Below are 25,515 nucleotides of genomic sequence, written 5' to 3'. Positions count from 1 at the left end.
ACCGTGGGGCTTCCTGGACGGCCTGGCATGGAGAAGCGGCCATACTGAAAGGCAGCCCCGTTTCAATCTTGATGGAAAGTTGACGGCGGGCCGCGACTGTCGCCCCGTGGCATGTGCCTTGCTATGGACTCTGTATCAAAGCACGCACCAACGGCGGAGCGTGCTTACGGACAAAGGCGTCGTTACCTGCAATGGCCTGCATCGCCATCTGAGGGAACGGCGCTTTTTTTTGATAGAAAAGGTAGGTGTTGATGAACGATTCGGATGGCAACAGCCCGATGAACGACCCGCTGGCGTGGGTCAACGGCAGTGATGCCCCGGAAAAGAGCAGTCTCGACCTGGGCTTCATGGCCTTGAGTGATTGCGCCTCGCTGGTGGTGGCCGCCACCCAGGGTTTCGCTCAACCCTACGGCCTGACCCTGAACCTCAAGCGTCAGTCCTCATGGGCCAACCTGCGGGACAAACTGGTCAGCGGCGAACTGGATGCCGCCCACAGCCTGTATGGACTGATCTATGCCGTGCACCTGGGCATCGGCGGCGTGGTGCCCACCGATATGGCCGTGTTGATGGGACTGAACCAGAACGGCCAGAGCATCAACCTGTCCCGCGCCCTGCAGCAGCAAGGGGTGGTCACTCCTGAAGCACTGGACCGCCACGTGCACCAAAGCCGAACAAAACTGACCTTCGCCCAGACCTTTCCCACAGGCACTCACGCCATGTGGTTGTATTACTGGCTGGCGAGCCAAGGCATTCATCCTTTACAGGACGTGGAAAGCGTCGTGGTCCCGCCACCGCAAATGGTCGCGCATCTGCAGGCCGGACGTATCGACGGTTTTTGCGTCGGCGAACCCTGGTCAGCCAGCGCCGTAAAGCAAAACCAGGGCTTTACCCTGGCGACCACTCAGGCGATCTGGCCGGACCACCCGGAAAAGGTACTCGGCTGCACTCAGGCGTTCGTCGACCAATACCCCAACACCGCCCGCGTGTTGGTAATGGCACTTCTGGAGGCCAGTCGTTTTATCGAGCAGAACATCGAAAACCGGCGCTCGACCGCGCAATTACTCAGCGGTCGCGAGTACCTCGATGCTCCGCTCGACTGTATCGAACCGCGTCTGCTGGGAATCTATGACGACGGCCTGGGTAACCAGTGGCAGGACCCCCACGCCCTGCGTTTTTTTGCCGGTGGCGACGTGAACCTGCCCTACCTCTCCGACGGCATGTGGTTCATGACCCAGTTTCGGCGCTGGGGCCTGCTGCGTGAAGATCCCGACTACCTGGGCGTCGCGCGCCAGGTGCAACAACTGGCGCTCTATCGCCAGGCGGCCGACGCGCTGGGCATCAGCAGTAACGCCCAGGACATGCGCAGCAGCCAGTTGATCGACGGCAAGATCTGGAACGGCTCGGATCCCGGCGGCTACGCGCGCAGCTTCCGCCTGCATGCCATGGCTGATCACTCCAGCCGCCAAGCCTTGCGCTGACAGGAGCCCCCTATGCTGCGAATCCTGTTGATCAACGACACCCCGCGCAAGGTCGGCCGCCTCAGGGCGGCATTGATCGAGGCCGGTTTTGAGGTCATCGATGAGTCCGGCCTGATCATCGACCTGCCCGCGCGCGTCGAAACGGTGCGCCCAGATGTAATCCTGATCGATACCGAGTCACCGGGCCGCGATGTGATGGAACAGGTGGTGCTGGTCAGCCGCGACCAGCCGCGCCCCATCGTGATGTTTACCGATGAGCACGACCCGAACGTCATGCGCCAGGCGATCAAGTCAGGCGTCAGTGCCTATATAGTCGAAGGCATCCAGGCCCAGCGTCTGCAGCCGATTCTCGACGTGGCCATGGCCCGTTTCGAGAGCGACCAGGCCTTGCGCGCCCAGCTTCAGGCCCGCGATCAGCAGTTGGCCGAGCGCAAGCGCATCGAGTTGGCCAAAGGCATGTTGATGAAAATGAAGGCCTGTAATGAGGAAGAGGCCTACACCCTGATGCGCCGTCAGGCCATGAGCCGCCAGCAGAAACTGATCCAGGTGGCGGAGCAGATTATCGCCATGAGTGAGCTGCTCGGCTGATTTGGCTCAGCTCTTGCTAAAGAATCATTACAGGTAACCAACGACGGTTGCCCCTCCACGACAAAGACGTCGCACACCCGGTTTGCCCTCGCGAACCCGGTGGCGGCGTTTTTTCGTTTTTGGCCCCCTGCGTGGGGTCGGTGGGGCGGCCCTAGACGGCTGTTCCATCACCAAGCCTTTTTACAAGACTCCCAACCGTTGAGGTGCGTGATGAAATCAAGCTTCTGGAAATCCGGGCACACCCCGACCCTGTTTGCCGCGTTCCTGTATTTCGACCTGAGCTTCATGGTCTGGTACCTCCTGGGCCCACTGGCGGTGCAGATTGCTGCCGACCTGCACCTGACCACCCAGCAACGCGGCCTGGTGGTCGCGACGCCAATCCTGGCGGGCGCAGTGCTGCGCTTCCTGATGGGCATGCTGGCCGACAAGTTGTCGCCCAAGACCGCCGGGCTGATCGGTCAAGTGATCGTGATCGCCGCACTGTTCGGTGCCTGGAAACTGGGGATCCACAGTTACGAGCAAGCATTGCTGCTCGGACTGTTCCTTGGCATGGCCGGCGCCTCCTTTGCGGTGGCGCTGCCGCTGGCCTCCCAGTGGTACCCGGCCGAGCACCAGGGCAAGGCCATGGGCATCGCTGGTGCGGGCAACTCGGGCACCGTGTTCGCGGCCTTGCTGGCCCCTGTACTGGCCGCCGCGTTTGGTTGGAGCAACGTATTCGGCTTTGCGTTGATTCCACTGATACTGACCCTGATCATCTTCGCCTGGCTGGCCCGCAATGCCCCGGAGCGGCCGAAAGCCAAATCCATGGCCGACTACTTCAAGGCCCTGGGCGACCGCGACAGCTGGTGGTTCATGTTTTTCTACAGCGTGACCTTCGGCGGTTTTATCGGCCTGGCCAGCGCCCTGCCCGGCTACTTCAACGACCAGTACGGCCTCAGCCCGGTGACCGCCGGTTACTACACCGCCGCCTGCGTGTTCGGCGGCAGCCTGATGCGTCCGCTGGGCGGTGCCCTGGCCGACCGTTTCGGCGGGATCCGTACCCTGCTGGGCATGTACAGTGTGGCGGCGATCTGCATTGCGGCGGTGGGGTTCAACCTGCCCAGTTCCTACGCGGCACTGGCCCTGTTCGTCTGCACCATGCTTGGCCTGGGCGCCGGTAATGGCGCGGTGTTCCAACTGGTACCCCAACGTTTCCGGCGCGAAATCGGCGTAATGACCGGCCTGATCGGCATGGCGGGCGGTATCGGTGGCTTTGCCTTGGCGGCCGGCATGGGCGCGATCAAACAAAGCACCGGCAGCTATCAGATGGCCCTGTGGTTGTTCGCCAGCCTGGGCGTGCTGGCCTGGTTCGGCCTGCATGGCGTCAAGCGTCGCTGGAGAACCACCTGGGGTTCGGCCGCCGTGACCGCTGCACGCGTCTGATGAGCCTGCGACTGAGCGTCGCCCAGGCCAGCGCCATCGGACCACGGGCAGAAAACCAGGATGCCTTGCGCGTGGTCACCCCGGTGGCGGAACTGGCCGCGAGCAAAGGCTACCTGTGCGCCATGGCCGACGGCGTGAGCCAATGCGCCGATGGCGGCCTGGCCGCGCGCTCGACCTTACAGGCCCTGGTCCTGGACTACTACGCCACGCCGCAGACCTGGGGCGTGGCGCAGGCGCTGGAGCGCTTGCTGCTGGCGCAGAATCGCTGGCTGCAGGCCAACGGCGGAGGCCAGCCATTGCTGACCACCCTCAGTGCCCTGGTGTTTCGCGGCCAACGCTTCACCCTGGCCCACGTCGGCGATTGCCGAGCGTATCGCTGGCTGGACGGCGAGTTGCAGCGCATCAGCGAAGATCACGTGTGGGAGCAACCGGGCATGCAGCATGTGCTCAAGCGTGCGCTTGGCCTGGATCAGCACTTGGTGCTGGATTTTCTCGATGGCCAACTGCGTGAAGGCGAGTGCTTCTTGCTGCTCAGCGATGGTGTGTGGGCCACATTGGGCGATCACAGCATCCGCGCCATCCTGCGGGAACAATCGGACCTGGATCTGGCGGTCAACACCCTGGTGAATGCCGCACACCTGGCGGGCAGCCAGGACAATGCCAGCGCCCTACTGGTACGCGTCGACGCACTCGGCGCGGCCACCCTCGGCGATGCACTGGTGCAATTGCAGCAATGGCCATTGCCGCCGCCTTTGAAAGCCGGGCAACACTTCGAGGGCTGGCAGGTGGAAACCGTGCTGGCGCAAAGCCGACAGTCGTTGCTGTACCGGGTACGCGATGCCCAACAGCAACCCTGGCTGCTGAAAACCCTGCCGGCGAGCCGCGACGATGACAACGACGCCGGCCAGGCATTGTTGTCCGAGGAGTGGTTCTTACGCCGCGTGGCTGGGCGCGCATTTCCTGAGGTGCACGCGGCCAGTGGGCGTCAGCACTTGTACTATGTGATGCGCGAATATTCCGGTCAGACCCTGGCCGAGCTGTTCGAGCAACAGGGGCCCCTTCCCCTCGCGCAATGGCAGTCTGTGGCCGAGCGCTTGCTGCGGGCGGTAGGCCTATTGCATCGACGGCAGATACTGCACCGCGATATCAAGCCGGAAAACCTGCTGCTGGGGGACGACGGCGAACTGCGCGTGCTGGATTTCGGCCTGGCGTACTGCCCAGGCCTCTCCGAAGACCGCGCTCATGCATTACCCGGCACCCCGACCTTCATCGCACCCGAGGCCTTCAACGGCGACAGTCCTACAGCCCAACAGGATTTATATAGCGTCGGCGTCACCTTGTATTACCTGCTGACCGGGCACTATCCCTACGGTGAAATCGAAGCCTTCCAACGGCCCAGGTTCGCCCAGCCCGTCAGCGCCAGCCGCTATCGCCCCGACCTGCCGGATTGGTTGCCCCTCAGCCTGGAACGGGCCGTGGCCGCCCAGCCGGCACAACGCTATGAAACCGCCGAAGAATGGTTATTGGTGCTGGAACAGGCCGACCGGCGGGAACTGAGTGTCCGCCCCAGGCCATTGCTGGAGCGCGAGCCGTTGAAGGTCTGGCGCACCTTGGCGTTGCTCTCGCTGCTGCTCAATCTGCTGCTCTTATATTCACTCTTCCATAGCTGATGTCATCTCCACACGAGGGAAAACCTATGAACGCAAAAGTCTGGCTGGTGGGCGCAGGTCCCGGCGACCCGGAGCTGTTGACCCTCAAGGCGGTACGGGCAATGAACGAAGCCGATGTGGTGCTGATCGATGACCTGGTCAACCCGGCGGTGCTGGAACACTGCAGCGACGCGCGCGTGATCACCGTGGGTAAACGCGGTGGCTGTCGTTCGACCCCGCAGGACTTTATCCACCGCCTGATGTTGCGTTATGCGCGCCAAGGCAAGTGTGTGGTACGCCTCAAAGGCGGCGACCCGTGCATTTTCGGACGGGGTGGTGAAGAGGCCACATGGTTGCGCGAGCGAGGGGTGGAGGTCGAACTGGTCAACGGCATCACCGCGGGGCTGGCGGGCGCGACCAACTGCGCGGTGCCATTGACCTTGCGCGGTGTCAGCCGCGGCGTGACCCTGATCACGGCCCATACCCAGGATGACAGCAGCCTTAATTGGCGTGCGCTGGCCGAGGGCGGTACGACACTGGTGGTGTACATGGGCGTCGCGAAACTGGAAGAGATTCGCCAGCAACTGCTGGAGGGTGGAATGGCGGCGGATATGCCTGTGGCGATGATCGAGAATGCCTCATTGCCCCAGCAGCGCGAATGCCGCAGCGAGCTGTCGCGGATGTATGAGGATGCGCAGACATTTGCCTTGAAGAGTCCGTCGATCCTGGTGATCGGCCGTGTTGCCGCCGCTGCACAGGTGGCTTATATCGAATCGGCGGCCAGCGCCTGAGCCAAATTGCAGGCGAAAAAAAGCCCGGCCTGAGCCGGGCTTTTTTCTACCACTTGTCCCGTCCTGAATAAGGTTTACACCTTCTGACCGATCTTCAGGAGGATTCAATGGATACGGGAAAAAGGCGGAGCCAGCGCGATTACACGCTAGCTTTTAAATTGTCAGTCGTAGATCAAGTCGAAAAAGGCGAGTTGAGTTATAAAGAGGCTCAACGGCGCTTTGGCATTCAAGGCCGGTCCACGGTACTGGTTTGGTTACGCAAGCATGGCCGACAGGACTGGAGCCAAGGCGCCTCAATCCGAGCGCTGCGGAGCAGGCCGATGACCGACCCCAACCTCCCGCTGACACCCGAACAGCGGATCAAAGAGCTTGAAGAACAGTTGGCGCTGAGCAATCAGAAGGCCCAGTTCTTTGAAGCTGTCGTGAACGTCTTGAAAAATGATTACGGTGTGTCCATCGTAAAAAAGCGACCCGGCAAGTCCTCTCGCAAGGGCAAATCCAAGACCTGAGCATTACCAGGGCTTGCCTGTTTATGGGCATTTCGCGCCAAGCGTATTACAAGCGCAACCGAGCCTTTGACGCGAGAGTTTGCCAAGACCAGCAGGCAGTGGAATTCGTTCTGGAAAAGCGTCGCCGCCAGCCGAGGCTTGGGACGCGCAAACTGCACCACCTGATGGTAACTGAAGCCGCAGCGACGCTACGTGTCGGTCGAGACCGCCTGTTTTCCATCTTGCGAGAGGCGCGAGAGCTAGTCCCTCGCAAACGTGCTTATCATAAAACCACGCATAGCCATCATCGCTTCCGCCGTCACCCCAACCTACTCAAAGCTGGCCCGGAACAAGTTGTAGCCAGCAGACCTGAGCAGGTTTGGGTCGCAGACATTACCTATCTCCCAACGCGGGAAAGTGTCGCTTACGTCAGCCTGATAACAGACGCGTACTCACGCAAAATCGTGGGTCATCATGTGCACGGCAGCCTGCATACGGAGTCGGTGGTCAGGGCACTGCAGAAGGCTGTTAGTCAGCGAAAATCCAATCAACCGCTCATCCATCATTCAGATCGCGGAGCCCAGTATTGCTCCGATTTATACCAACGGATGCATACCCGGCATGGAATCAGGTGCTCAATGACTGACGGCTATGATTGCTATCAGAACGCGATGGCGGAGAGGATAAATGGGATTTTGAAGACTGAGTTTTTGCTGCATCGTCCCAAAGACCTGGCGGATGCAGTGAAAATGGTGGATGAGTCGGTGCAAATCTACAATCGGGAGCGGCCGCACTTATCCCTGAAATACAAAACGCCCGATGCAGTGCACCGGGCGTTTTGAGACTGAAATAGGTGTAAACCTATTTCAGGACTAGACAACTCAGTAATTACTGAGCTTGAGCTTCAACCGACGCTTCTACGCGACGGTTAACAGCACGACCAGCTTCAGTTGCGTTGTCAGCAACTGGGCGGGATTCGCCGTAACCTACCGAAGTAACGCGGTTAGGTGCTACGCCGTCTTTAACCAGGACTTGCTTGACAGCGTCAGCACGACGCTGGGACAGCTTCTGGTTGTAAGCGTCTGGACCTACGGAGTCAGTGTGACCAGCCACTTCTACGTGGGTAGCTGGGTACTGCTTCATGAAGTCGGCCAGGTTTTTCACGTCGCCGTAGCTGTTAGGCTTAACAACGGCCTTGTCGAAGTCGAACTTAACGTCCAGCTCAACACGAACAACCTGAGCAACCGGAGCTTCTGGCTCTGGAGTTGGCTCTGGAGCTGGTGCTGGGGTAGGAGCTGGAGCAACTGCGCCAGCGTTACCGCCGAAGTTCACGCCCAGGCCAACCAGTGCGGAGTAGTCCCACTTGCCGTTGTCGAGTGCGTAGTCAGCTTCAACACCAGCACGAGCGTACAGGTTGTTGGTGAAGTAGTACTTCACGCCAGCGCCAGCGATAGCCAGGGTCGACTGATCGCGACCGCTGTGGCCATCAGCTTGAACGTTGGTACGGCTCTGGTGGCCGAAACCGCCTTCTACGTATGGACGCAGGCTATCAACGCCAGCCTGACCGAAGTGGTACTGAGCAGTCAGGCTGCCAGTGTCACCCTTGATCTTCTGGTTACCAGTACCGTCTTCCGAACGGGTGTGGTTGGTTTTGTCGTACGACAGGTTCAACGACAGGTCGTCGGTCAGGAAGTAACCAATGCGAGCGCCAGGGTTGAAGCCAGGTTCGATGTGCTTGACGCTATCGTTCCATTGCTTCTTGTAGAACAGCTCGCCTTCAACTGCGCCTTGGCCTTGTGCCAGAACGCCGAAAGAAGTAGCGGCAATAAGAGAACCAATGGCCAAGCCCAAGGTGTTTTTCAGTTTCATCCGTTAAATCCCCATCTGGTGATTGTAAAGCAGTCCCACAAACCGGGGGACAACTCGGCGACAAGTCTAACAGAACTTGCCTACACGTAAGAGATATTTGCCACGCACTAAGTTTCAGTCTCGCCCGCAAATTTCTCACGCAATTTATCTAGAGCACGTTTGTAACGCATTTTTGTAGCACTCAAACCCATATGCATGATGTCAGCGATTTCCTGAAACTCCAGCTCTGCGACAAAACGTAGCACCAGAATTTCCCGGTCAATCGGGTTCACATGCACCAGCCAGCGATCGAGTCCGCCCTTCTCCTCGGGTGTCGGCGCCTTTTCTTCAGACGCTTCCTCAAGGGGGTCCAGACTCAAGGCGTCCATCAAGCGACGCTTTCGCCGTTCCTTCCGATACTGCGTGATGCACTCGTTGTACGTGATGCTGTAGAGCCAGGTCTTGAACTTCGATTTACCCTCAAAGTTCTTCAGGCCATACAACACCTTGAGCATCACTTCCTGACAGACATCATCCGCATCTCTATCGTTCCCTAAATACCTTGAACAAACGTTGAACAGAGTGCGTTGATATCTGCGCATCAATTCTTCGTACGCGCGAGTGACGTGAAACAGCTCCGTGTGCGCGCGCGCGACCAACTCCTCATCAGAGAGCTCACGGGGGTCATAGCGCGTGGACAGCGTTTGGGCTTTATTCAAAACAAGTCGTGCCGACAGTCAGGTCAATGTCCGCCAAAGCCCGGTCACCCAGGCTCGCGGCGGCGTACATTAGCAGGGTTTGCCGGGTTAGCGGCTACTGACCTGCTGCTCCAGGAGAATCCGATTGGACAGCGACACCAAGTCACCGTCATCGGTCAGCACAGTTGTCTTGACCGTACCGATCTCCTCGATTTGCCCTTCGACCTCGCCCACACGCACGTGCTGCCCTACCTGATACAACTCACGCACATAGATTCCCGCCAGAATCTGACCGGCAATTTCCCGACTTCCCAGACCCATGGCCAGCGCAACGGCCAGACCAACGGTAATCAAAACAATCACAATCACATGGTTGAGCAGGTCAGTCTTGACCTCCAACTGGCTGATCGCGACGGAAATACTGATGATGATCACCAGCCCCTGGGCGATTCGCCCCAGGCCTGCCGCGTAGTCCAGACCGACCCCTTCAGCGGCCCCGCGTACCAACCCGTTGGCCAATTGCGCAAGCAAAACGCCGACGAGAAGCACCAGTGCGCCGCCGAAAACCTTCGGCAAATACAGCGCCAGCATGTCGAGCGTAGCTGAAACTCGCTCAAGTCCAAGGGATTGAGCCGCAGAAACCAGAAAAATCAGTAAAACAAACCAATAGACGATCTTGCCGATCAACGTGGAGATAGGCACTTGCAGCCCGGCGCGGCCGAGCAGTTTGGTCAGGCCGGTGCCTGCCATCAAACGGTCCAGACCGAGTTTGGCGAGCAATTTTGACAGCAGGGTGTCGAGCAGCTTGGCCACGACAAAACCCAGCAATACCAGGACCAGCGCCCCAAACAGGTTGGGAATGAAATTCGCCACCTTGGTCCACAATGCGGTCATCGCGGTGACCAGGCTCTGGGTCCAGAGATCAAGTTCCATATTCAATCAGCCTTATCAGCAGTGCGAGCAAGAGATTTACGGCGGGAAACCGGCGATACGTGGGCCGAACCATTGTTCAGGGCCATCATCAACGCTGGCAGCCACCGGCCGAGCAGACCGAACAGATCACCCGCCCCTACCTGACGGTTGGCGGTTTTCAACACGCGACCCAGGCAGGCATCGTCGTCACGGTTGGATGGCGAGGCATTGAGCATGTCACGTAAAGACTGTTCGAACGGATCGTGCATATAGACCTCTCGCAAGTGTTTTAAAAGACGAGGGTAAAATTCCTGGGGTCACATAGAACCCTTCCTACGTTCAGGCCATATTCAGCTCAAACCCAGCGCAATCGTCGAAATAGCCACCATTGCCCGAGAGCAACCGACACCATCAACAGACACGCAATCACGAATCCATAAGGGCTGGCAGAGAATGGTATGCCCCCCACGTTGATCCCCAGCAAACCGGTCAGAAAGCTCATCGGCAGGAAAATCCCGGTGATGATCCCGAAGCGGTACATGGTGCGGTTCATGCGCACGCTCAGGCGTCGATCTTCGGCCTCAAGCACAAGCCCCACGCGCTCCCGGGTCAATTCGAGCTCTTCCAGGTAGCGGGTCAGGCTGTTGTTCAATTCGTTCCAGTAGTCGGCATCGTCGTCACAGAACCACGCCAATTTGATCCGCGTGAGCTGGCCGAAAATATCCCGCTGCGGCGCCAGAAAACGTTTGAGTCCGGCCGCTCGGCGACGGATCTGCAAAATGCTGCCATGCTCGGGCGTATACCGTTCGTCGGTATCAAGTTTTTCTTCCTCGGCATCGACGATTTCAGATAGGTCCGTGACCAGATCCTGCACCTTTAGGGTCAGGTACTGCGCCATATACAGGATGAGTTCCGAGGCGGTTTTTGGCCCTTTGCCATCTGCCAGTTGCACCAACAGTTCATCGGTGGCGCGCAACGGTCGCAAACGCAGGGAAATCACACGGCTGGCAGCGGCAAAGATACGCACCGAGACCATGTCTTCGGGCTCGGCCCCCGGGTTGAGGTTGACGCCACGCAGGAACAGCAGCAACTCGGAGTCCGGCAATGGCAACAGACGCGGACGGGTGTTCTCCTCCAGCAACAAGTCACAGGCGAATTCGCTCAAACCGCTGGCTTTGCGCAGCCATGTCTGGGTTTGCGGATGGCTGCGATCCCAATGCAGCCACAGGCTTTCCTGAGGCTGCAGTTGCAAATCATCGAGCTCAGTCCGGGCAATCGAACGCGCACCGCCTTTACCATCCAGCACGAGGGCATGTACCAGCCCCCACTGCGCGTTGTCTTCCTCGAACATCCCTACCCCTGTGGCTATTGCGGTTTATTCAGGCATTTTCAGCGGGCTTGGCGAGACAATCACGCCGTTATTGTCGGCATAGATATATTCACCTGGGCGAAACGTCACGCCGGCAAAGGTGACTGCCACGTTGAGGTCACCAATACCACGCTTGTCGGTCTTCATGGGGTGGCTGGCCAGGGCCTGCACCCCCAGATCGGTCTGGGCAATCACGTCGACATCACGGATGCAGCCATAGATCACCAGCCCTTCCCAACCGTTTCTCGCGGCTTTCTCGGCGATCATGTCACCCAGCAGGGCGCGACGCAGGGAACCGCCACCGTCGACCACCAGCACCTTGCCGGCCCCCGGCTGGTCAGCCTGTTCCTTGACCAGGGAGTTATCTTCGAAGCATTTGATGGTGACGATCTCGCCACCAAAGGAGTCTCGGCCGCCGAAATTACTGAACATCGGCTCGACCACCTGCACCAGATCCGGGTAGGCATCGCACAGATCGGGAGTCACGTAATGATTCATTGAATAATTCCTTTCCGTCAAAGAGGTGTCTTTCGAAAGAAGCGCCGGCCAAGGCAGGTGCGAAACATCCCATCCGTTTCGCCGCAACGCAATAGCCGCTGCACGACTGAATATGACCAGGAGCGTTTAACGCGTCATATCTTAGCCGCAACCATCCGCGAGCGAAACGCCCTTGGTAGAGCGCTGCGTCAAATGGTGACCGCTCTTTCGACCGGTACGCCCGGCAAAGGTGTCAGTGGATCTTTCAACCATCGCGCCACCAGTGGCCACACTTCAGCCTGCGCGGCTTTGCTGACCAACATTTCTACGTGCCCGAAATCGCCGGTAAAGCCTTGCTGGCGTCCCAGGCAGAGATACTGGCGGTGCTCGGAACCGACTTGCTCGAACAGCTTGCGGCACGCCCAGTCGGGGTCCTGCTGATCTCCCGCGGCGCTGACTGCCAACAGCGGCAGGTCGACTTCCGCCAGGCCCTTCCACCAATCCTGCTTGCCCTCGCCGAAGCGACCGAACAAGCCGTTCCAGCGCATGGCTTCAATCATCACGCCTGCCGGTTCGTCCTCCGGGCCGCGCTTGAACCGCGCGCCGGATACTTGGCCGAAACGTTTCAAGAGCAATCGGCCAGCCCACTCCACCGGTGGGATTTTCAATGGCCAGTGGGTGCGGCTGACCTGGCAACCAAACAGCGCAACGGAGGCCACTGCGGGTGGGCCAAGGTGCTTGCCACCCAAGGCTGCCGCCAAGGTGGTGCCGCCCAGGGAATGACCGATCCAATGGGGAATCTGCGCGCTTTGCTCACGCACGAACGCACCGATGGCCGGCAAATCGTAGCGGGCGTAGTCGGCGACGCGATTTCTGGCGTAGTCGTGATTGCGCTTGGACAGGCCATGCCCACGCGTTTCCGGGATCCAGACATCGAACCCTTGGCGCGCCAGGTAAGCCCCCAGGCCGATGCCCTTGGGCGAATACCAGAACCGTCGATTGGAGAAACTGCCATGCAACAAAATGACTGGCACACCCCGGCTTTGCGGGGCATCGGCCAGGCCCAAACGGGTAAGTGCCAGCTCGACGGTGCCGTCCGGGCTGTTACCGGGTTTGAGGCGGTACACATCTTCACTCAGGTCGCCACGACGTTCAGCGCTGATCAGGGCGACGGGAAACAGGTTGCTGCTGCTTTGCATAATGCTCTTGCACAAAAAAGGGCGGCGTCCGGAAGGAGTTCCGCCCTGCACAGATAAGAATGCCGGTCATCCGTTACGGGTGACCGGCACTTTTTGACAGGTCGTGCTTAGGCGGACGCTTGGCCTTCCGCCAGGAAGAACCAGGTTTCCAGCACGGAGTCAGGGTTCAACGAGACGCTTTCGATGCCCTGTTCCATCAGCCATTTGGCCAGGTCCGGGTGATCGGAAGGGCCTTGGCCGCAGATACCGATGTACTTGCCGGCCTTGTTGCATGCCTGGATGGCGTTGGCCAGCAGCTTCTTGACCGCAGGGTTACGCTCGTCGAACAGGTGAGCGATGATCCCGGAGTCGCGGTCCAGGCCCAGGGTCAGCTGGGTCAGGTCGTTGGAGCCGATGGAGAAGCCGTCGAAGAACTCCAGGAACTCTTCGGCCAGGATGGCGTTGGACGGCAGTTCGCACATCATGATGACGCGCAGGCCGTTTTCGCCACGGGACAGGCCGTTTTCAGCCAGCAGGTCGACCACTTGGCTCGCTTCACCCAGGGTGCGCACGAACGGCACCATGATCTCGACGTTGGTCAACCCCATCTCGTTGCGCACACGTTTCAGCGCGCGGCATTCGAGTTCGAAGCAGTCACGGAAGGCTTCGCTGATATAACGCGAGGCGCCACGGAAACCCAGCATCGGGTTTTCTTCTTCCGGCTCGTAGAGCTTGCCGCCGATCAGGTTGGCGTATTCGTTGGACTTGAAGTCCGACAGGCGCACGATGACCTTTTTCGGGTAGAACGCCGCCGCCAGGGTGCTGATGCCTTCCACCAGCTTCTCGACGTAGAAGCCCACCGGGTCGTTGTAGCCGGCGATACGCTTGTCGACGCTGTCCTTGATGTCCTGCGGCAGACCGTCGTAATTCAGCAGAGCCTTGGGGTGCACGCCGATCATGCGGTTGATGATGAATTCCAGGCGGGCCAGGCCCACGCCGGCATTCGGCAACTGCGCGAAGTCGAACGCGCGATCCGGGTTACCGACGTTCATCATGATCTTGAACGGCAGGTCCGGCATGGCGTCGATGGAGTTTTGCTTGATGTCGAAGCCCAACTCGCCTTCGAAGATAAAACCGGTATCGCCTTCGGCGCAGGATACGGTCACGCCCTGGCCATCCTTGAGCAGTTGGGTGGCGTTGCCGCAACCGACTACCGCAGGAATCCCCAGTTCACGGGCGATAATCGCCGCGTGGCAGGTACGCCCGCCACGGTTGGTGACGATGGCGCTGGCGCGCTTCATCACCGGTTCCCAATCCGGATCGGTCATGTCGGAGACCAGTACGTCACCTGGCTGGACCTTGTCCATCTCGGACACGTCCTTGATGATGCGTACCTTGCCGGCGCCGATGCGCTGGCCGATGGCACGCCCTTCCACCAGCACGGTGCCGGTTTCCTTGAGCAGGTAGCGTTCCATGACGTTGGCCGAAGTGCGGCTCTTCACGGTTTCCGGACGCGCCTGCACGATGTACAGCTTGCCGTCGTCACCGTCCTTGGCCCACTCGATGTCCATCGGGCACTTGTAGTGCTTCTCGATGATCATCGCTTGTTTGGCCAGCTCGCTGACTTCCGCGTCGCTCAGGCAGAAGCGCGCGCGCTCGGCCTTGTCGACTTCAACGGTCTTGACCGAACGACCGGCCTTGGCCTCGTCGCCGTAGATCATCTTGATGGCCTTGCTGCCCAGGTTGCGGCGCAGGATGGCCGGGCGACCCGCTTCGAGGGTGCCCTTGTGTACGTAGAATTCGTCCGGGTTGACCGCGCCTTGTACGACGGTTTCGCCGAGACCGTAGGCGCCGGTGATGAACACCACGTCACGGAAGCCCGACTCGGTGTCCAGGGTGAACATCACGCCAGCGGTACCGGTTTCCGAACGCACCATGCGCTGCACACCGGCAGACAAAGCCACCAGCTTGTGATCGAAACCCTGGTGTACGCGGTAGGAAATGGCGCGGTCGTTGAACAGCGAGGCGAACACTTCCTTGGCCGCGCGGATCACGTTTTCCACGCCGCGGATGTTGAGGAAGGTTTCCTGCTGGCCCGCGAAGGAGGCGTCGGGCAAGTCTTCGGCGGTGGCCGAGGAGCGCACGGCGACAGCCATGTCCGGGTTACCGGCCGACAGCGTGGCGAACGCGGTACGGATTTCTTCGTTGAGTTTCTCGGGGAACTCGGCTTCCATGATCCACTGACGGATCTGGGCGCCGGTCTTGGCCAGGGCGTTGACGTCGTCGACGTCCAGAGCGTCCAGCGCGGCGTGGATCTGAGCGTTGAGGCCGCTCAGCTCGAGAAAATCACGGTAAGCCTGGGCGGTGGTGGCAAAACCACCTGGCACCGAGACACCAGCGCCTGCAAGATTACTGATCATCTCGCCGAGGGATGCGTTCTTGCCCCCTACGTGCTCCACATCATGGACGCCGAGCTTATCGAGGGAAACTACGTACTCTACCAAGGTGATCTCTCCACTTTCTGTATTGGAAAAGCTCAGGACGCCGGCTGCTCAGTAGGAGCATTCGCCAGCGCTTGTGGCCTGGACCTGGAAAATAAGTGAGAATGCGGCCCACTGAGGGACGGCAAAATCGCGCCTATCATATCCAAGATTCGCCATCAGCTTAAGGCCCAGGGCTCAAATGAAACGATCTGCTTTCTTTATTTCCGATGGAACCGGCATTACAGCCGAAACCCTGGGCCAAAGCCTGCTCGCGCAGTTCGAAAACGTTACTTTCGCCAAATTCACGCGCCCCTATATCGACAACGCGGATAAAGCGCGGGCTATGGTACAACAAATCAATCTGGCCGCTGAAAAAGACGGCTTCCGACCGATCATTTTCGACACCATCGTCAATCAAGACATCCGTGAGATCCTCGCTACTTCGAATGGTTTCATGATCGACATTTTCTCGAGCTTCCTGGCGCCGCTGGAACAGGAGCTGAGTGAACACTCCTCTTATTCGGTCGGAAAGTCCCATTCCATTGGGCACAACTCCAACTATATGGAGCGTATCGAAGCGGTGAACTTCGCCCTCGACAACGACGATGGGGCCCGCACCCACTACTACGACAAGGCCGACATCATCCTGGTGGGCGTGTCGCGCTGCGGCAAGACCCCGACCTGTCTATACATGGCCATGCAATTCGGCATCCGCGCGGCCAACTACCCGCTGACCGAAGACGACATGGAGCACCTGACCCTGCCGACCGCCCTGCGTGCTCACTCGCACAAGCTGTTCGGCCTGACCATCGACCCGGACCGCCTCACCGCGATCCGCAACGAGCGCAAACCCAATAGCCGCTACTCCAGCTATGCCCAGTGCGAGTTTGAAGTGCGCGAAGTGGAAAATCTGTTCCGTCGCGAGAACATTGCACACATCAATTCCACGCATTTTTCGGTGGAAGAGATTTCGGCGAAGATCCTGGTGGAGAAAGGTGTGGAACGGCGGTTCAAATAACCTTCTGGTGAGCCGGCCGGCTGTGGCTCTAGCTGACTCGCCACCTCCACCTACAGGTGAAACCGTCCGCCACCCTGCCCCAACGCCGTCGCCAGCGCATCAAAGCCCGCCCGCAATAACTGATCATCCCCCGAGGTGTTGCAGATACTCGCCCGGATAAACTGCGGCACCGCTGTCTGCCCTACGGCAAAGGCCTCGGCGGTGGCGATCAGGTAATTGTTCTGCTTGAGTTCCGCCTCGATTTCCGAGGCGCGCCATGGCTCCGGCACTTCGATCCAGAAATGCGGGCTGTTCAAGTGGGTGCGATACGCCAGGCCGTCCAACAAATCCTGTACCAGCGCTTTGCGTCGGCTGATCTCGTTGATCTGCTGATGCAACAGGTATTCCGCCGTACCGTTTTCGATCCATTGGGTGGCCAACTCCAGGGTCACCGGCGTCGCCATCCAGCAGGTGGAACGCAGGGCCGCAGAGATCCGGCTGACCAATGCCGGCGGCGCATGCACGTAGCCTACGCGCAGCCCGGCGGACACCGCCTTGCTCAAGCTGCTGATCAGAATCGTACGTTCGGGGGCGAAATGACTCAGCGGCGGCGGTCGGTCTTCCACCAATACACCGTGGGCTTCGTCCTCAAGAATCAGCAGATTATGTTCCCGGCACACTTTCACCAGCGCTTCACGACGCGCCACCGATAACACCGCGGTGGTCGGGTTCTGGATCGTCGGGGTGCAGTACAACGCCGAAATCCGGTGATTGCGACACACCTCATCCAGCGCGCTAGGCAACACACCTTCTTCATCCATCTCCAGGCCGATCAAGCGGATGCCGAGCATCCGCGCAGCCGTGATCAGGCCGGGGTACGTCAGTTGCTCGGTGACCACCGTATCGCCGGCCCGCAGCAACGCCATCATCGCGCAGAGCAAGCCATGCTGCCCGCCGTTGACGCAGATGACCTGCTCGGGAATCGGATGGAAATCGCGCTGCACCAGCCACTGCGCGCCCGCATCGCGGTAACGCGGCAGGCCGGCGTCCGGGGTGTAGGCGCTGATGTCCTGGAGAAATTTGGCGTTGGTGGACAGGGTCTGGAAACTCTGGGCCAGGAAGGTGGTTTCCTGCCCGGGGATATGCATGTTGCGACTCATGTCGAAGTACTGGCGTGGCTCATCGCTGAAGTTGCGAAAGCCTTCGTCGCGCTGACGCTCCATCCCACGCTTACGCACGAACGTGCCGTCCCCCACCCGTGCCACCACCAACCCCAGGCGTTCCAACTCACCGTAGGCCCGGCTGATGGTGCCGATGGTGACCCCCAGATTGTCGGAAAGTACCCGATGGGGCGGCAGTTTTCGTCCGGGCTCAATCAAGCCTTCGAGGATGCCTCGCTCCATGACATCGGACAGGCGCTTGTACTTGACGCCCTGTCCGTTGGACAACCCCTCACGCATAATTGACACCATGTCAATATTTGTTTTGACAGTCATCTTTAGCCCTAATAGTGTGCTTTTACGGGTTCAATCGCCGAATTTTACGACTCATTACCAGCTCAATATAGAGTTCAATTCCGGCTCAGGGAAGCAATAAACGATGCCAATGTCCGCCGTTCTCGAAAACAGCGCCAAAACAAAAACCCAAAAACAGTGGTTGGCCGGCCTGGTCACCAGCGTGATGTTTTTGATCGTGTGCCTGAGCTGGGGCACCACCTGGCTGGGGATCAAGATCGCGGTGGAGAGCGTGCCGCCGCTGACGTCCGCCGGCCTGCGCTTCCTGATCGCCTTCCCGCTGTTCCTGTGTTTCGCCATGGTGCGCCGCGAGCCGATCCTGTTTCCTCGCGAGAGCCGCTGGTTCTTCGTGTTTGTGACCCTGTCCTACTTCAGCGTTCCCTACTACCTGCTCAACTATGGCGAGATGCATGTGTCGTCCGGCCTGACCGCGCTGCTGTTTAGCTGCATGCCGGTGTTTATCCTGATCTTTTCCGCGCTGTTCCTGCGCGAGCGCATCTATTTCTCCCAGGTGGTCGGCATCGGCATCGGTTTCGGCAGCCTTTACATGATCATCAAGAGCCAGGGCCTGCACCTGGACCACGCGGAGTTCTTCGGGGTCCTGGCGATTCTGAGCGCGGCGATCATGCACGCCTTGTGCTACGTGATCACCAAGCAGAAAGGCAGCGCCATCAGCGTGATCACCTACAACACCCTGCCCATCGGCATTGCCGGGCTGATGCTGTTCGTCGCCGGGTTATGGTTTGAAACGCCGACCTTCGAAGCCATCACCCTGCGCTCATGGGGCGCCCTGTTCTACCTGGGGCTGGTGGCGTCGGTGGGCGGCTTCATCGTGTACTTCATGCTGCTCAAGCGCCTGAGCCCGATCATCCTGTCCTTCGTATTCATCATTTTCCCGGTCTTCGCGGTGATCATCGGTGCCTGGTACGAAGGCGTGGCGATTTCCCGCGACCTGATGCTGTACTCGGCCATCCTGCTGGCGGGCTTCGCGATCACCAAGTTGCCCGTTGAAAAACTCCTGGCCAAAAAAAATTGATCCTCCCGGCCCTCACACAGCAACGCGAGAGAAACATGGACGTCCTCCGCCCAGAAGCCCTGGAACAGATCTACGCCCACGCCAGCCGCAGCTACCCCGAGGAATGCTGTGGTTTCGTCTTCGCCGACGGCAGCGTGTACCTGGGCAGCAATATCCAGAACGAGCTGCACCGCAAGAACCCCGAGATGTACACGCGCAGTGCGGCCAACGGCTACACGTTTTCGGTGGCCGACACCCTGCTGCTGAGCAAGGCGTTTCGCAGCGACAACCCGGTGGTGGTGATCTATCACTCCCACCCGGACGTCGGTGCCTATTTCAGCGACGAAGACCAGGACAAGGCGCTGTTCATGGGCGAACCGATCTACCCCGTCAGTTACCTGGTGGTAGACGTTCGCCAGGGCCAGGCCCTGGGTTCCAAGCTGTTTGCCTGGGATGGCAAGCATTTCGCCCTTAAACCCTTCAACGACCTGCACACGGAGTTGTCCATGAACGCTGTCTCTTTCCCCGACATTCTGGTTCGCGTGGCCAAGCTGCCGGAGTCGACCCTCAAGGGCGCCGGATCGACATTGCGCGAAGTCATTGAAAACCTCTGCAGCCTCCACCCGCAGTTGCGCGAGCATCTGTTTCACGAGCAGAACAACCAGCTCAAGGAACACTTCCTGTTCACCGCCGAGGAAGCGCTGATCGACGCCGATGACCGATTGCCGGAAGAGGCCAGGATCGAAGTGCTGCTCGCCACTTCCGGCGGCATGGACGTCGACACCCTGAGCAATGAAGAAGTACAGCGCTACGTACGCCACATCACCCTGCCCGGCGTCGGCCGCGAAGGCCAGTTGAACCTCAAGAAAGCCAAGGTGCTGATCATCGGCACCGGCGGCCTGGGTTCGCCCATCAGCCTCTACCTCGCCGCGGCCGGTATCGGCACCCTGGGCCTGGTGGATTTCGACGTGGTGGAAAGCAGCAACCTGCAACGCCAGATCGTCCACGGCAACAGCACCCTCGGTATGCCGAAAGTGGCGTCCGCCAAGCAGCGTCTGCAGGATCTGAACCGCCATATTCAGATCAACGCCCACGACACCGCCCTCAACGCCGACAACGCCCTGGAACTGGTGGGCGCCTATGACCTAGTGATCGACGGCACCGACAATTTCGACACCCGCTACCTGGTCAACGACGCCTGCGTGCAACTGGGCAAACCCTTGGTGTACGGCGCCATCTACCGTTTCGACGGCCAGATCAGCGTGCTCAACTACAAAGGCGGGCCGTGCTACCGCTGCCTGTTTCCCAAGGCGCCGCCCGCCGAGCTGGCGCCCAATTGCAGCGCCGGCGGCGTGATCGGCGTGCTGCCCGGCGTGGTCGGGATGATCCAGGCCACCGAGGCCATCAAGCTGTTGATCGGCATCGGCGAGCCCCTGTCCGGCCGCTTGATGCGCTTCGATGCGCTGGCGATGAAGTTCAGCGAGATCCGCTTCAAGCGCCGCGCCGACTGCCCGTGCTGCTCCGAGCGGCGTCACAGTGAAATCCAGGCACCCGCCGCGTGCGCGGACGCGGTACCGCGCCAACCCTCCCTGGCCGAAGAGCGCTACATCAAGCCGCGCGTGCTCAAGCAGGTGCTCGAACACCACAGCAGCGCCGATGTGCTGCTGGACGTGCGCGATGCCAGCGAACTGGAAGTGTGCAAATTGCCCGGTGTGGTGCATATCCCCCTGGCCGAACTGGATGGGCACCTCGACAGCCTCAGTCGGGATAACACCCACTACCTGATCTGCTACGCCGGCACCCGCGCCGAGCAAGCCGCCAGCACCTTGCTGGCAGCGGGCTTCGCCAACACCAAAGTCCTGCAAGGCGGCATGAAACATTGGGTTCGCGACGTCGAACCCGACATGCCTTTGTACTGATCACCGGCCATGGGTTCCTACCTGATGCTGCATAACTCAATCCTCGATGCCATCGGCCACACGCCGATCGTACGCCTGGGGCAGTTTTCCGAAGACCTCGGCATCGAGGTCTACGCCAAGCTCGAATCCCTCAACCCCGGCGGCAGCCACAAGGCGCGCATCGCCCTGGGCATGATCCTCGACGCCGAGCGCCGTGGCGTGCTGATCCGTGACTCAGGGCAAACCATCATCGAACCCAGCGGCGGCAATACCGGCATCGGCCTGGTCATGGCCGGCAACGTGCTGGGCTACAAGGTGGTGCTGGTGATCCCCGACAACTACAGCCCCGAAAAACAGAAGCTGCTGCGCCTGTATGGGGCCAAGGTGGTGCTGTCGGACAGCCGCCTGGGCAACAATTCCCACGGCGAAAAGTGCATGGAGCTGCAACTGGAAAACCCCAGCTACGTGATGCTCAACCAGCAACGCAACGGCGCCAACCCGCAAACCCATCGCGACACCACCGCACGGGAAATCATCCGCGCGTTCGGTGATCGCCACGTGGACTATTTCGTCAGCGGCATCGGTACCGGCGGGCATATCACCGGCATCGGTGAAACCCTGAAGACCGCCTGGCCGGCCATCCGCGTGATGGGCGTGGAGCCGGAAGAATGCGACCTGCTGAACAACCAGCACGCACCGCACCATATCCAGGGGCTGTCGATCGGCCTGATCCCGAGCATCCTCAACCTGGAAGTGATCGACGGCATGCTCAAGGTCTCGCACCAGGAATGCATCGACATGATCAAACGCATCATGCGCACCGACGCCATCAGCCTGGGCCTGTCCTCCGCCGCCAACATGGTAGCGATCGCCAGGCTCGCCCCCGAACTGCCGCCCGAAACGGTGGTATTGACCATGGTCTACGACAGTGCCGACAGCTACCTGCCCAGTTTCGAATAACCGGTTTTCCAACCAACCAGAATGCGGGGGTGCCTCCATGGGCGGCTTTATCGACATGCAACTGTTGCACGATGAGTTACTCACCCACCTCATCAAGACCCTGACGCCCACGCAGATGAAGCAGTTGGAACCGCACCTGGCGCCACTGATCCAGGGCGCGGCCCAAGCGGTGGCCGAGGACCTGATCGCCTACGCGTATCGCGACCCGGCGTCCCGCGGACGTGGCGAGTTGATCCTGGAGTCCTACGCCTCGTTCAAGGCGGTGCTGTATTACCGGCTCGCGCACCGGGTGTGGCATTTCCCCGACCAGCCCAACGGTGTGTTTTCACGCATTGCCCTCAAGCTGAGCAACCAGGGCAAGGTGCTCTCCGGGGCCGAGATCCACCCGGCGGCGCGCATCGGTCGACGCTTCGTGCTCGACCACGGCTACGGCACGGTGATCGGCGAAACCTGCGAGATCGGCAACGACTGCTACATCCTGTGCGGCGTGACCCTGGGCGCCCGGGGCATTGCCAACAACCCCGACGGCAAGCGCCACCCGCGCCTGGGCAACAACGTCGAAGTCGGCTCCGGCGCCCGCGTGCTGGGCTATGTGCTGATCGGCGACAACGTGTTCATCAGCCCATCCTGCGTGATCACCCAGGATGTGCCGGCCGGCACCAAGGTCAAGGTGGTGAACCAGATCCAGTTGCAGAAAAACGACGAATCGGACCACAGCAACTACCTCGGCGCCTTCGCCCTGAATGAGCGCTTGCACGTGGTCGGCGAGGTCAACATCAACCACAAGGTCACCGTGCTGGACGCCGACTTCCACCCGTTGCCCGAGCTGATGCTCGAACCCACGGTGAAAGAGCGTCACCACCTGCAATTTCGCCTGCACCGCGTCGAGTCGGGCAACCATCTGCCGCGCCTGCCGCTGAACCTCAAGGTGTGCGGCCCGGAATTTGAAATCACCCTACTTTCCCCTCCTGGCTTGAGCGCAATGGTGCGCCACCTGCTGCAAGCCAGCCCATTGATTGTCGGAGGTTGAACATGTCCGTGCACACCATGGAAACCCTGGCGCTGTATGACAGCGCGCCCTACCAGAACGCCTTCAGCGCACGGGTGATTGCCGTCAGCGAACAGGGTATCGCCCTCGAACACACGCTGTTCTACCCCACCGGCGGCGGGCAACCGGGCGACACCGGCCATTTCATCCTGGCGGACGGCACGCGGGTCGAGGTGACCGGCACGGTGCGCGACCCGCTGCTGCGCTCGATCATCTGGCACCAGGTGGAGCACTGCCCCGAGCAGTTGATCGCCGGGGTCCAGGTGGACGCCAGCCTCGACTGGGAACGGCGCTACCAACACATGAAAATGCACACCTGCCTGCACCTGCTGTGCTCGCTCATCGACGCGCCGGTCACCGGCTGCAGCATCAGTGCCGACAAGGGCCGCCTGGACTTCGATTTGCCGGAAATGACCCTGGACAAGGACAGCCTCACCCGCGACCTCAATGCGCTGATCGAACAGGCCCATCAGGTGAAAACCCTGTCGATGCCCGCGTCGGAGTACGCCACCCTGCTGCAGATCACCCGCACCCAGGCGGTGGCGCCGCCGGTGATCCAGGGCGCGGTGCGGGTGATTGAAATTGGCGGGATCGATATCCAGCCGTGCGGCGGCACCCATGTGATCAATACCGAGGAAATCGGCCGGGTGTTCTGCGAGAAGATCGAAAAGAAGAGCAAGCACAACCGCCGGGTCATCCTGCGTTTTGAGTAACGGCCGGACCGCGGTTGGAACGCCAATGTGCTGACCGCGGTTCGTACAGGAAACTGACAGCAAATTTATGACCTTGTAACATTCTGAAACGTACAATTCCTCCTGCATCGCCTTGATGCCCAACACTCGCAAAAACACAACCGCCCTTAGCCGCGGTTGATTCGTGCGACAGACAAGCCCACGCCCATCACGCCCACTCTGAACCTGAACGCTGCAGGACTGACTGCCTATGAACAAAGTGTTCCGTCACTATATCCCTGCGTCCACGATGCGCTTGATGCCCAATCGCTGGGACCTGGTCGCCCTGCCCCTGGTGATCGGCTTTTTGCTGTTCTTCTCCATCACCGCCCGGGAAACCTGGGCCCCCATCGCCACCTTACAAAGCGACGTCATTTCCCTGGACCCGGCCAACCTGCCGGAATACGCGATGCGCACGACCCTGCGCATGCTCGCAGCGATGGCGGCGGCGCTGATCTTCACCTTGCTGTACGGCACCCTCGCGGCCAAAAGCCGGCGCGCCGAAAAACTGCTGGTACCGGTGCTCGACATCCTGCAATCGGTACCGGTGCTGGGCTACATCTCGTTTACCGTGACGTTCTTCCTGCTGCTGTTTCCCGGACGCGTGCTCGGTGCCGAGTTCGCGGCGATCTTTGCGATCTTTACCAGCCAGGCCTGGAACATGACGTTCAGCTTCTACCAGTCATTGCGCATGCTGCCCCATGACCTGGTCGAAGTGTCCACCAACCTGCGGCTGTCCGGCTGGCAGAAATTCTGGAAACTCGACGTGCCCTTCGCCATGCCCGGCATGGTGTGGAACATGATGATGAGCATGTCCGGTGGCTGGTTTTTCGTGGTTGCTTCCGAAGCCATCACGGTCGGCGACAAGACCATCACCTTGCCGGGCGTGGGTTCGTACCTGGCCCTGGCCATCGCCCAGAAAGACCTGCATGCCGTGGGCTATGTGATTCTGGTGATGATCGCGGTGATCCTGCTCTACGACCAGTTCCTGTTTCGCCCGCTGGTGGCCTGGGCCGACAAGTTCCGCATGGAAACTACCGCCTCGCAAGGCAGCGCCCCGCAGTCCTGGGTGCTGAACCTGATCCAGCGCACGCACGTGGTCCAACGCATCCTGCGCCCCTTCACCCGCGCGATCAGCCGCCTGGGCAACCGACGCTTCAGCTTGTCGCGCGGGACGCTCAAGGCAATGCCCACGGCCAGCGCGGCAAAGTCCAAAGTGATCGACTGGGTGTGGGGCGCCCTCATCGCCGCGCTGACCGCCTATGCGCTGTACCACATCGTGCGTTATGTCGGCACCGAGGTGACCCTCGGCGAAGTCGGGCATGTGATGGTGCTGGGCCTGATTACCCTGTTGCGGGTGGTGGGACTGATCCTGATCGCTTCGCTGATCTGGGTACCGCTTGGCGTGATGATCGGCCTGCGGCCAAGCCTGGCGGAAAAAATCCAGCCACTGGCACAGTTCCTCGCAGCGTTCCCGGCCAACTTGCTGTTTCCGGTGTTTGTCATTGTGATCCTGCACTACCAACTGAACCCGGACATCTGGCTGAGCCCGCTGATCGTACTCGGCACGCAGTGGTACATCCTGTTCAACGTGATCGCCGGCGCCAGTGCCTTCCCCAACGACTATAAGGAAGCCGCCGCCAACTTCCGTATTCGCGGCTGGCTGTGGTGGCGCAAGGTGATGTTGCCGGGCATCTTCCCGTACTACGTCACCGGCGCCATCACCGCTTCGGGCGGCGCGTGGAACGCCAGCATCGTGTCCGAGTATGTGTCCTGGGGACAGGACAACGTGGTCGCCCACGGGTTGGGCGCCTACATCGCGCAGACCACCGCAGCCGGCGACTTCCCGAAAATCACCCTGGGCGTGGTCGTGATGTCGATCTTTGTAGTGGCTTTCAACCGCGCGGTCTGGCGACCGATGTACGCCATGGCTGAAAACAAACTTCGCTTGAATTGATGGGATTCGCTGTG

The 25,515-nt window shown here is 60.2% G+C and carries 22 protein-coding genes; 13 read left to right on the top strand and 9 right to left on the bottom strand.

From position 1 onward, the window contains the following. The first annotated feature begins 251 nt into the window (after positions 1 to 251). The 6 genes from ACLH0J_RS12215 to ACLH0J_RS12190 all read left to right on the top strand — a co-directional run bounded on the left by ACLH0J_RS12215 (position 252) and on the right by ACLH0J_RS12190 (position 7,258). Positions 252 to 1,478, top strand: a complete 1,227-nt coding sequence (locus ACLH0J_RS12215; protein WP_411392147.1) for a CmpA/NrtA family ABC transporter substrate-binding protein — start codon at positions 252 to 254, stop codon at positions 1,476 to 1,478. Between the two features lie 12 nt (positions 1,479 to 1,490). Beyond that, positions 1,491 to 2,066 carry an ANTAR domain-containing response regulator gene (locus tag ACLH0J_RS12210; protein WP_411392146.1) on the top strand — a complete coding sequence of 192 codons (576 nt, stop codon included), beginning with the start codon at positions 1,491 to 1,493 and terminating at the stop codon, positions 2,064 to 2,066. Positions 2,067 to 2,276: 210 nt separating this feature from the next. Next, the gene (locus tag ACLH0J_RS12205; protein WP_411392145.1) at positions 2,277 to 3,488 is read left to right on the top strand and encodes a nitrate/nitrite transporter; all 1,212 of its coding nucleotides are present in this window, start codon (positions 2,277 to 2,279) and stop codon (positions 3,486 to 3,488) included. Continuing rightward, a complete protein-coding gene (locus ACLH0J_RS12200; RefSeq protein ID WP_411392144.1) occupies positions 3,488 to 5,158 on the top strand; it encodes a protein kinase domain-containing protein in 1,671 nt (556 codons plus the stop codon). The genes ACLH0J_RS12205 and ACLH0J_RS12200 overlap by 1 nt, the downstream gene beginning before the upstream one ends. Positions 5,159 to 5,184: 26 nt before the next feature. Beyond that, positions 5,185 to 5,928, top strand: coding sequence for a uroporphyrinogen-III C-methyltransferase (gene cobA / locus ACLH0J_RS12195; protein ID WP_411392143.1), 744 nt, complete (start codon positions 5,185 to 5,187; stop codon positions 5,926 to 5,928). A gap of 107 nt (positions 5,929 to 6,035) precedes the next feature. Further along, positions 6,036 to 7,258 (top strand): IS3 family transposase gene (locus tag ACLH0J_RS12190; protein WP_411389552.1). Its coding sequence is split into 2 segments (ribosomal slippage): positions 6,036 to 6,387 and positions 6,387 to 7,258, totalling 1,224 coding nucleotides; the frame shifts between segments, so codons are not numbered across the junction. A gap of 46 nt (positions 7,259 to 7,304) precedes the next feature. Here the strand turns inward: ACLH0J_RS12190 and ACLH0J_RS12185 are convergent. The 8 genes from ACLH0J_RS12185 to ppsA all read right to left on the bottom strand — a co-directional run bounded on the left by ACLH0J_RS12185 (position 7,305) and on the right by ppsA (position 15,402). After that, entirely contained in the window at positions 7,305 to 8,285 is a 981-nt protein-coding gene (locus ACLH0J_RS12185) for an OmpA family protein (protein WP_411392142.1), read from the bottom strand. 107 nt (positions 8,286 to 8,392) lie between these two features. After that, complete coding sequence (gene sigX / locus ACLH0J_RS12180) at positions 8,393 to 8,983, bottom strand: RNA polymerase sigma factor SigX (RefSeq protein WP_083357325.1); 591 nt, start codon at positions 8,981 to 8,983, stop codon at positions 8,393 to 8,395. 87 nt (positions 8,984 to 9,070) lie between these two features. Continuing rightward, the gene (locus tag ACLH0J_RS12175) at positions 9,071 to 9,895 is read right to left on the bottom strand and encodes a mechanosensitive ion channel family protein (RefSeq protein WP_017845209.1); all 825 of its coding nucleotides are present in this window, start codon (positions 9,893 to 9,895) and stop codon (positions 9,071 to 9,073) included. Between the two features lie 2 nt (positions 9,896 to 9,897). Beyond that, positions 9,898 to 10,143: a CrfX protein gene (locus tag ACLH0J_RS12170; protein WP_411392141.1), complete on the bottom strand. Its 246-nt coding sequence runs from the start codon at positions 10,141 to 10,143 to the stop codon at positions 9,898 to 9,900. A gap of 86 nt (positions 10,144 to 10,229) precedes the next feature. Further along, positions 10,230 to 11,225 (bottom strand): zinc transporter ZntB, encoded by a 996-nt coding sequence (locus ACLH0J_RS12165; RefSeq protein WP_411392140.1) that lies wholly within the window; start codon positions 11,223 to 11,225, stop codon positions 10,230 to 10,232. Between the two features lie 24 nt (positions 11,226 to 11,249). Continuing rightward, positions 11,250 to 11,741: a ribonuclease E activity regulator RraA gene (rraA, locus tag ACLH0J_RS12160; protein WP_010563820.1), complete on the bottom strand. Its 492-nt coding sequence runs from the start codon at positions 11,739 to 11,741 to the stop codon at positions 11,250 to 11,252. Between the two features lie 188 nt (positions 11,742 to 11,929). Then, positions 11,930 to 12,919 carry an alpha/beta fold hydrolase gene (locus tag ACLH0J_RS12155; RefSeq protein ID WP_411392139.1) on the bottom strand — a complete coding sequence of 330 codons (990 nt, stop codon included), beginning with the start codon at positions 12,917 to 12,919 and terminating at the stop codon, positions 11,930 to 11,932. 107 nt (positions 12,920 to 13,026) lie between these two features. Further along, complete coding sequence (ppsA, locus tag ACLH0J_RS12150) at positions 13,027 to 15,402, bottom strand: phosphoenolpyruvate synthase (protein WP_411392138.1); 2,376 nt, start codon at positions 15,400 to 15,402, stop codon at positions 13,027 to 13,029. A 178-nt stretch (positions 15,403 to 15,580) separates the two neighbouring features. On the opposite strand from ppsA, the gene ACLH0J_RS12145 reads away from it, so the two are divergent. Then, positions 15,581 to 16,399: a pyruvate, water dikinase regulatory protein gene (locus ACLH0J_RS12145; RefSeq protein ID WP_046382423.1), complete on the top strand. Its 819-nt coding sequence runs from the start codon at positions 15,581 to 15,583 to the stop codon at positions 16,397 to 16,399. Positions 16,400 to 16,449: 50 nt separating this feature from the next. Here ACLH0J_RS12145 and ACLH0J_RS12140 read toward each other — a convergent pair whose 3' ends face one another. After that, positions 16,450 to 17,874 carry a PLP-dependent aminotransferase family protein gene (locus tag ACLH0J_RS12140; protein ID WP_411392137.1) on the bottom strand — a complete coding sequence of 475 codons (1,425 nt, stop codon included), beginning with the start codon at positions 17,872 to 17,874 and terminating at the stop codon, positions 16,450 to 16,452. Between the two features lie 160 nt (positions 17,875 to 18,034). Between ACLH0J_RS12140 and ACLH0J_RS12135 the strand changes: the two genes are divergently transcribed. The 6 genes from ACLH0J_RS12135 to ACLH0J_RS12110 all read left to right on the top strand — a co-directional run bounded on the left by ACLH0J_RS12135 (position 18,035) and on the right by ACLH0J_RS12110 (position 25,501). After that, the gene (locus ACLH0J_RS12135) at positions 18,035 to 18,928 is read left to right on the top strand and encodes a DMT family transporter (protein ID WP_010563815.1); all 894 of its coding nucleotides are present in this window, start codon (positions 18,035 to 18,037) and stop codon (positions 18,926 to 18,928) included. A gap of 35 nt (positions 18,929 to 18,963) precedes the next feature. Continuing rightward, the gene (gene moeB, locus ACLH0J_RS12130; RefSeq protein WP_411392136.1) at positions 18,964 to 20,826 is read left to right on the top strand and encodes a molybdopterin-synthase adenylyltransferase MoeB; all 1,863 of its coding nucleotides are present in this window, start codon (positions 18,964 to 18,966) and stop codon (positions 20,824 to 20,826) included. A gap of 24 nt (positions 20,827 to 20,850) precedes the next feature. Then, entirely contained in the window at positions 20,851 to 21,765 is a 915-nt protein-coding gene (locus ACLH0J_RS12125) for a PLP-dependent cysteine synthase family protein (RefSeq protein WP_411392812.1), read from the top strand. A gap of 37 nt (positions 21,766 to 21,802) precedes the next feature. Further along, positions 21,803 to 22,795, top strand: a complete 993-nt coding sequence (locus tag ACLH0J_RS12120) for a serine O-acetyltransferase (RefSeq protein ID WP_411392135.1) — start codon at positions 21,803 to 21,805, stop codon at positions 22,793 to 22,795. 2 nt (positions 22,796 to 22,797) lie between these two features. Next, positions 22,798 to 23,526 (top strand): alanyl-tRNA editing protein, encoded by a 729-nt coding sequence (locus tag ACLH0J_RS12115; RefSeq protein ID WP_411392134.1) that lies wholly within the window; start codon positions 22,798 to 22,800, stop codon positions 23,524 to 23,526. Between the two features lie 229 nt (positions 23,527 to 23,755). Beyond that, entirely contained in the window at positions 23,756 to 25,501 is a 1,746-nt protein-coding gene (locus tag ACLH0J_RS12110; protein WP_411392133.1) for an ABC transporter permease, read from the top strand. The last annotated feature ends 14 nt before the right edge of the window (positions 25,502 to 25,515 follow it).

This window comes from Pseudomonas sp. MPB23, assembly GCF_046605395.1.
Lineage (GTDB): Bacteria > Pseudomonadota > Gammaproteobacteria > Pseudomonadales > Pseudomonadaceae > Aquipseudomonas.
Note: the sequence above shows the minus strand (reverse complement) of the source record. Positions and strands in the feature narration are given on the sequence as shown.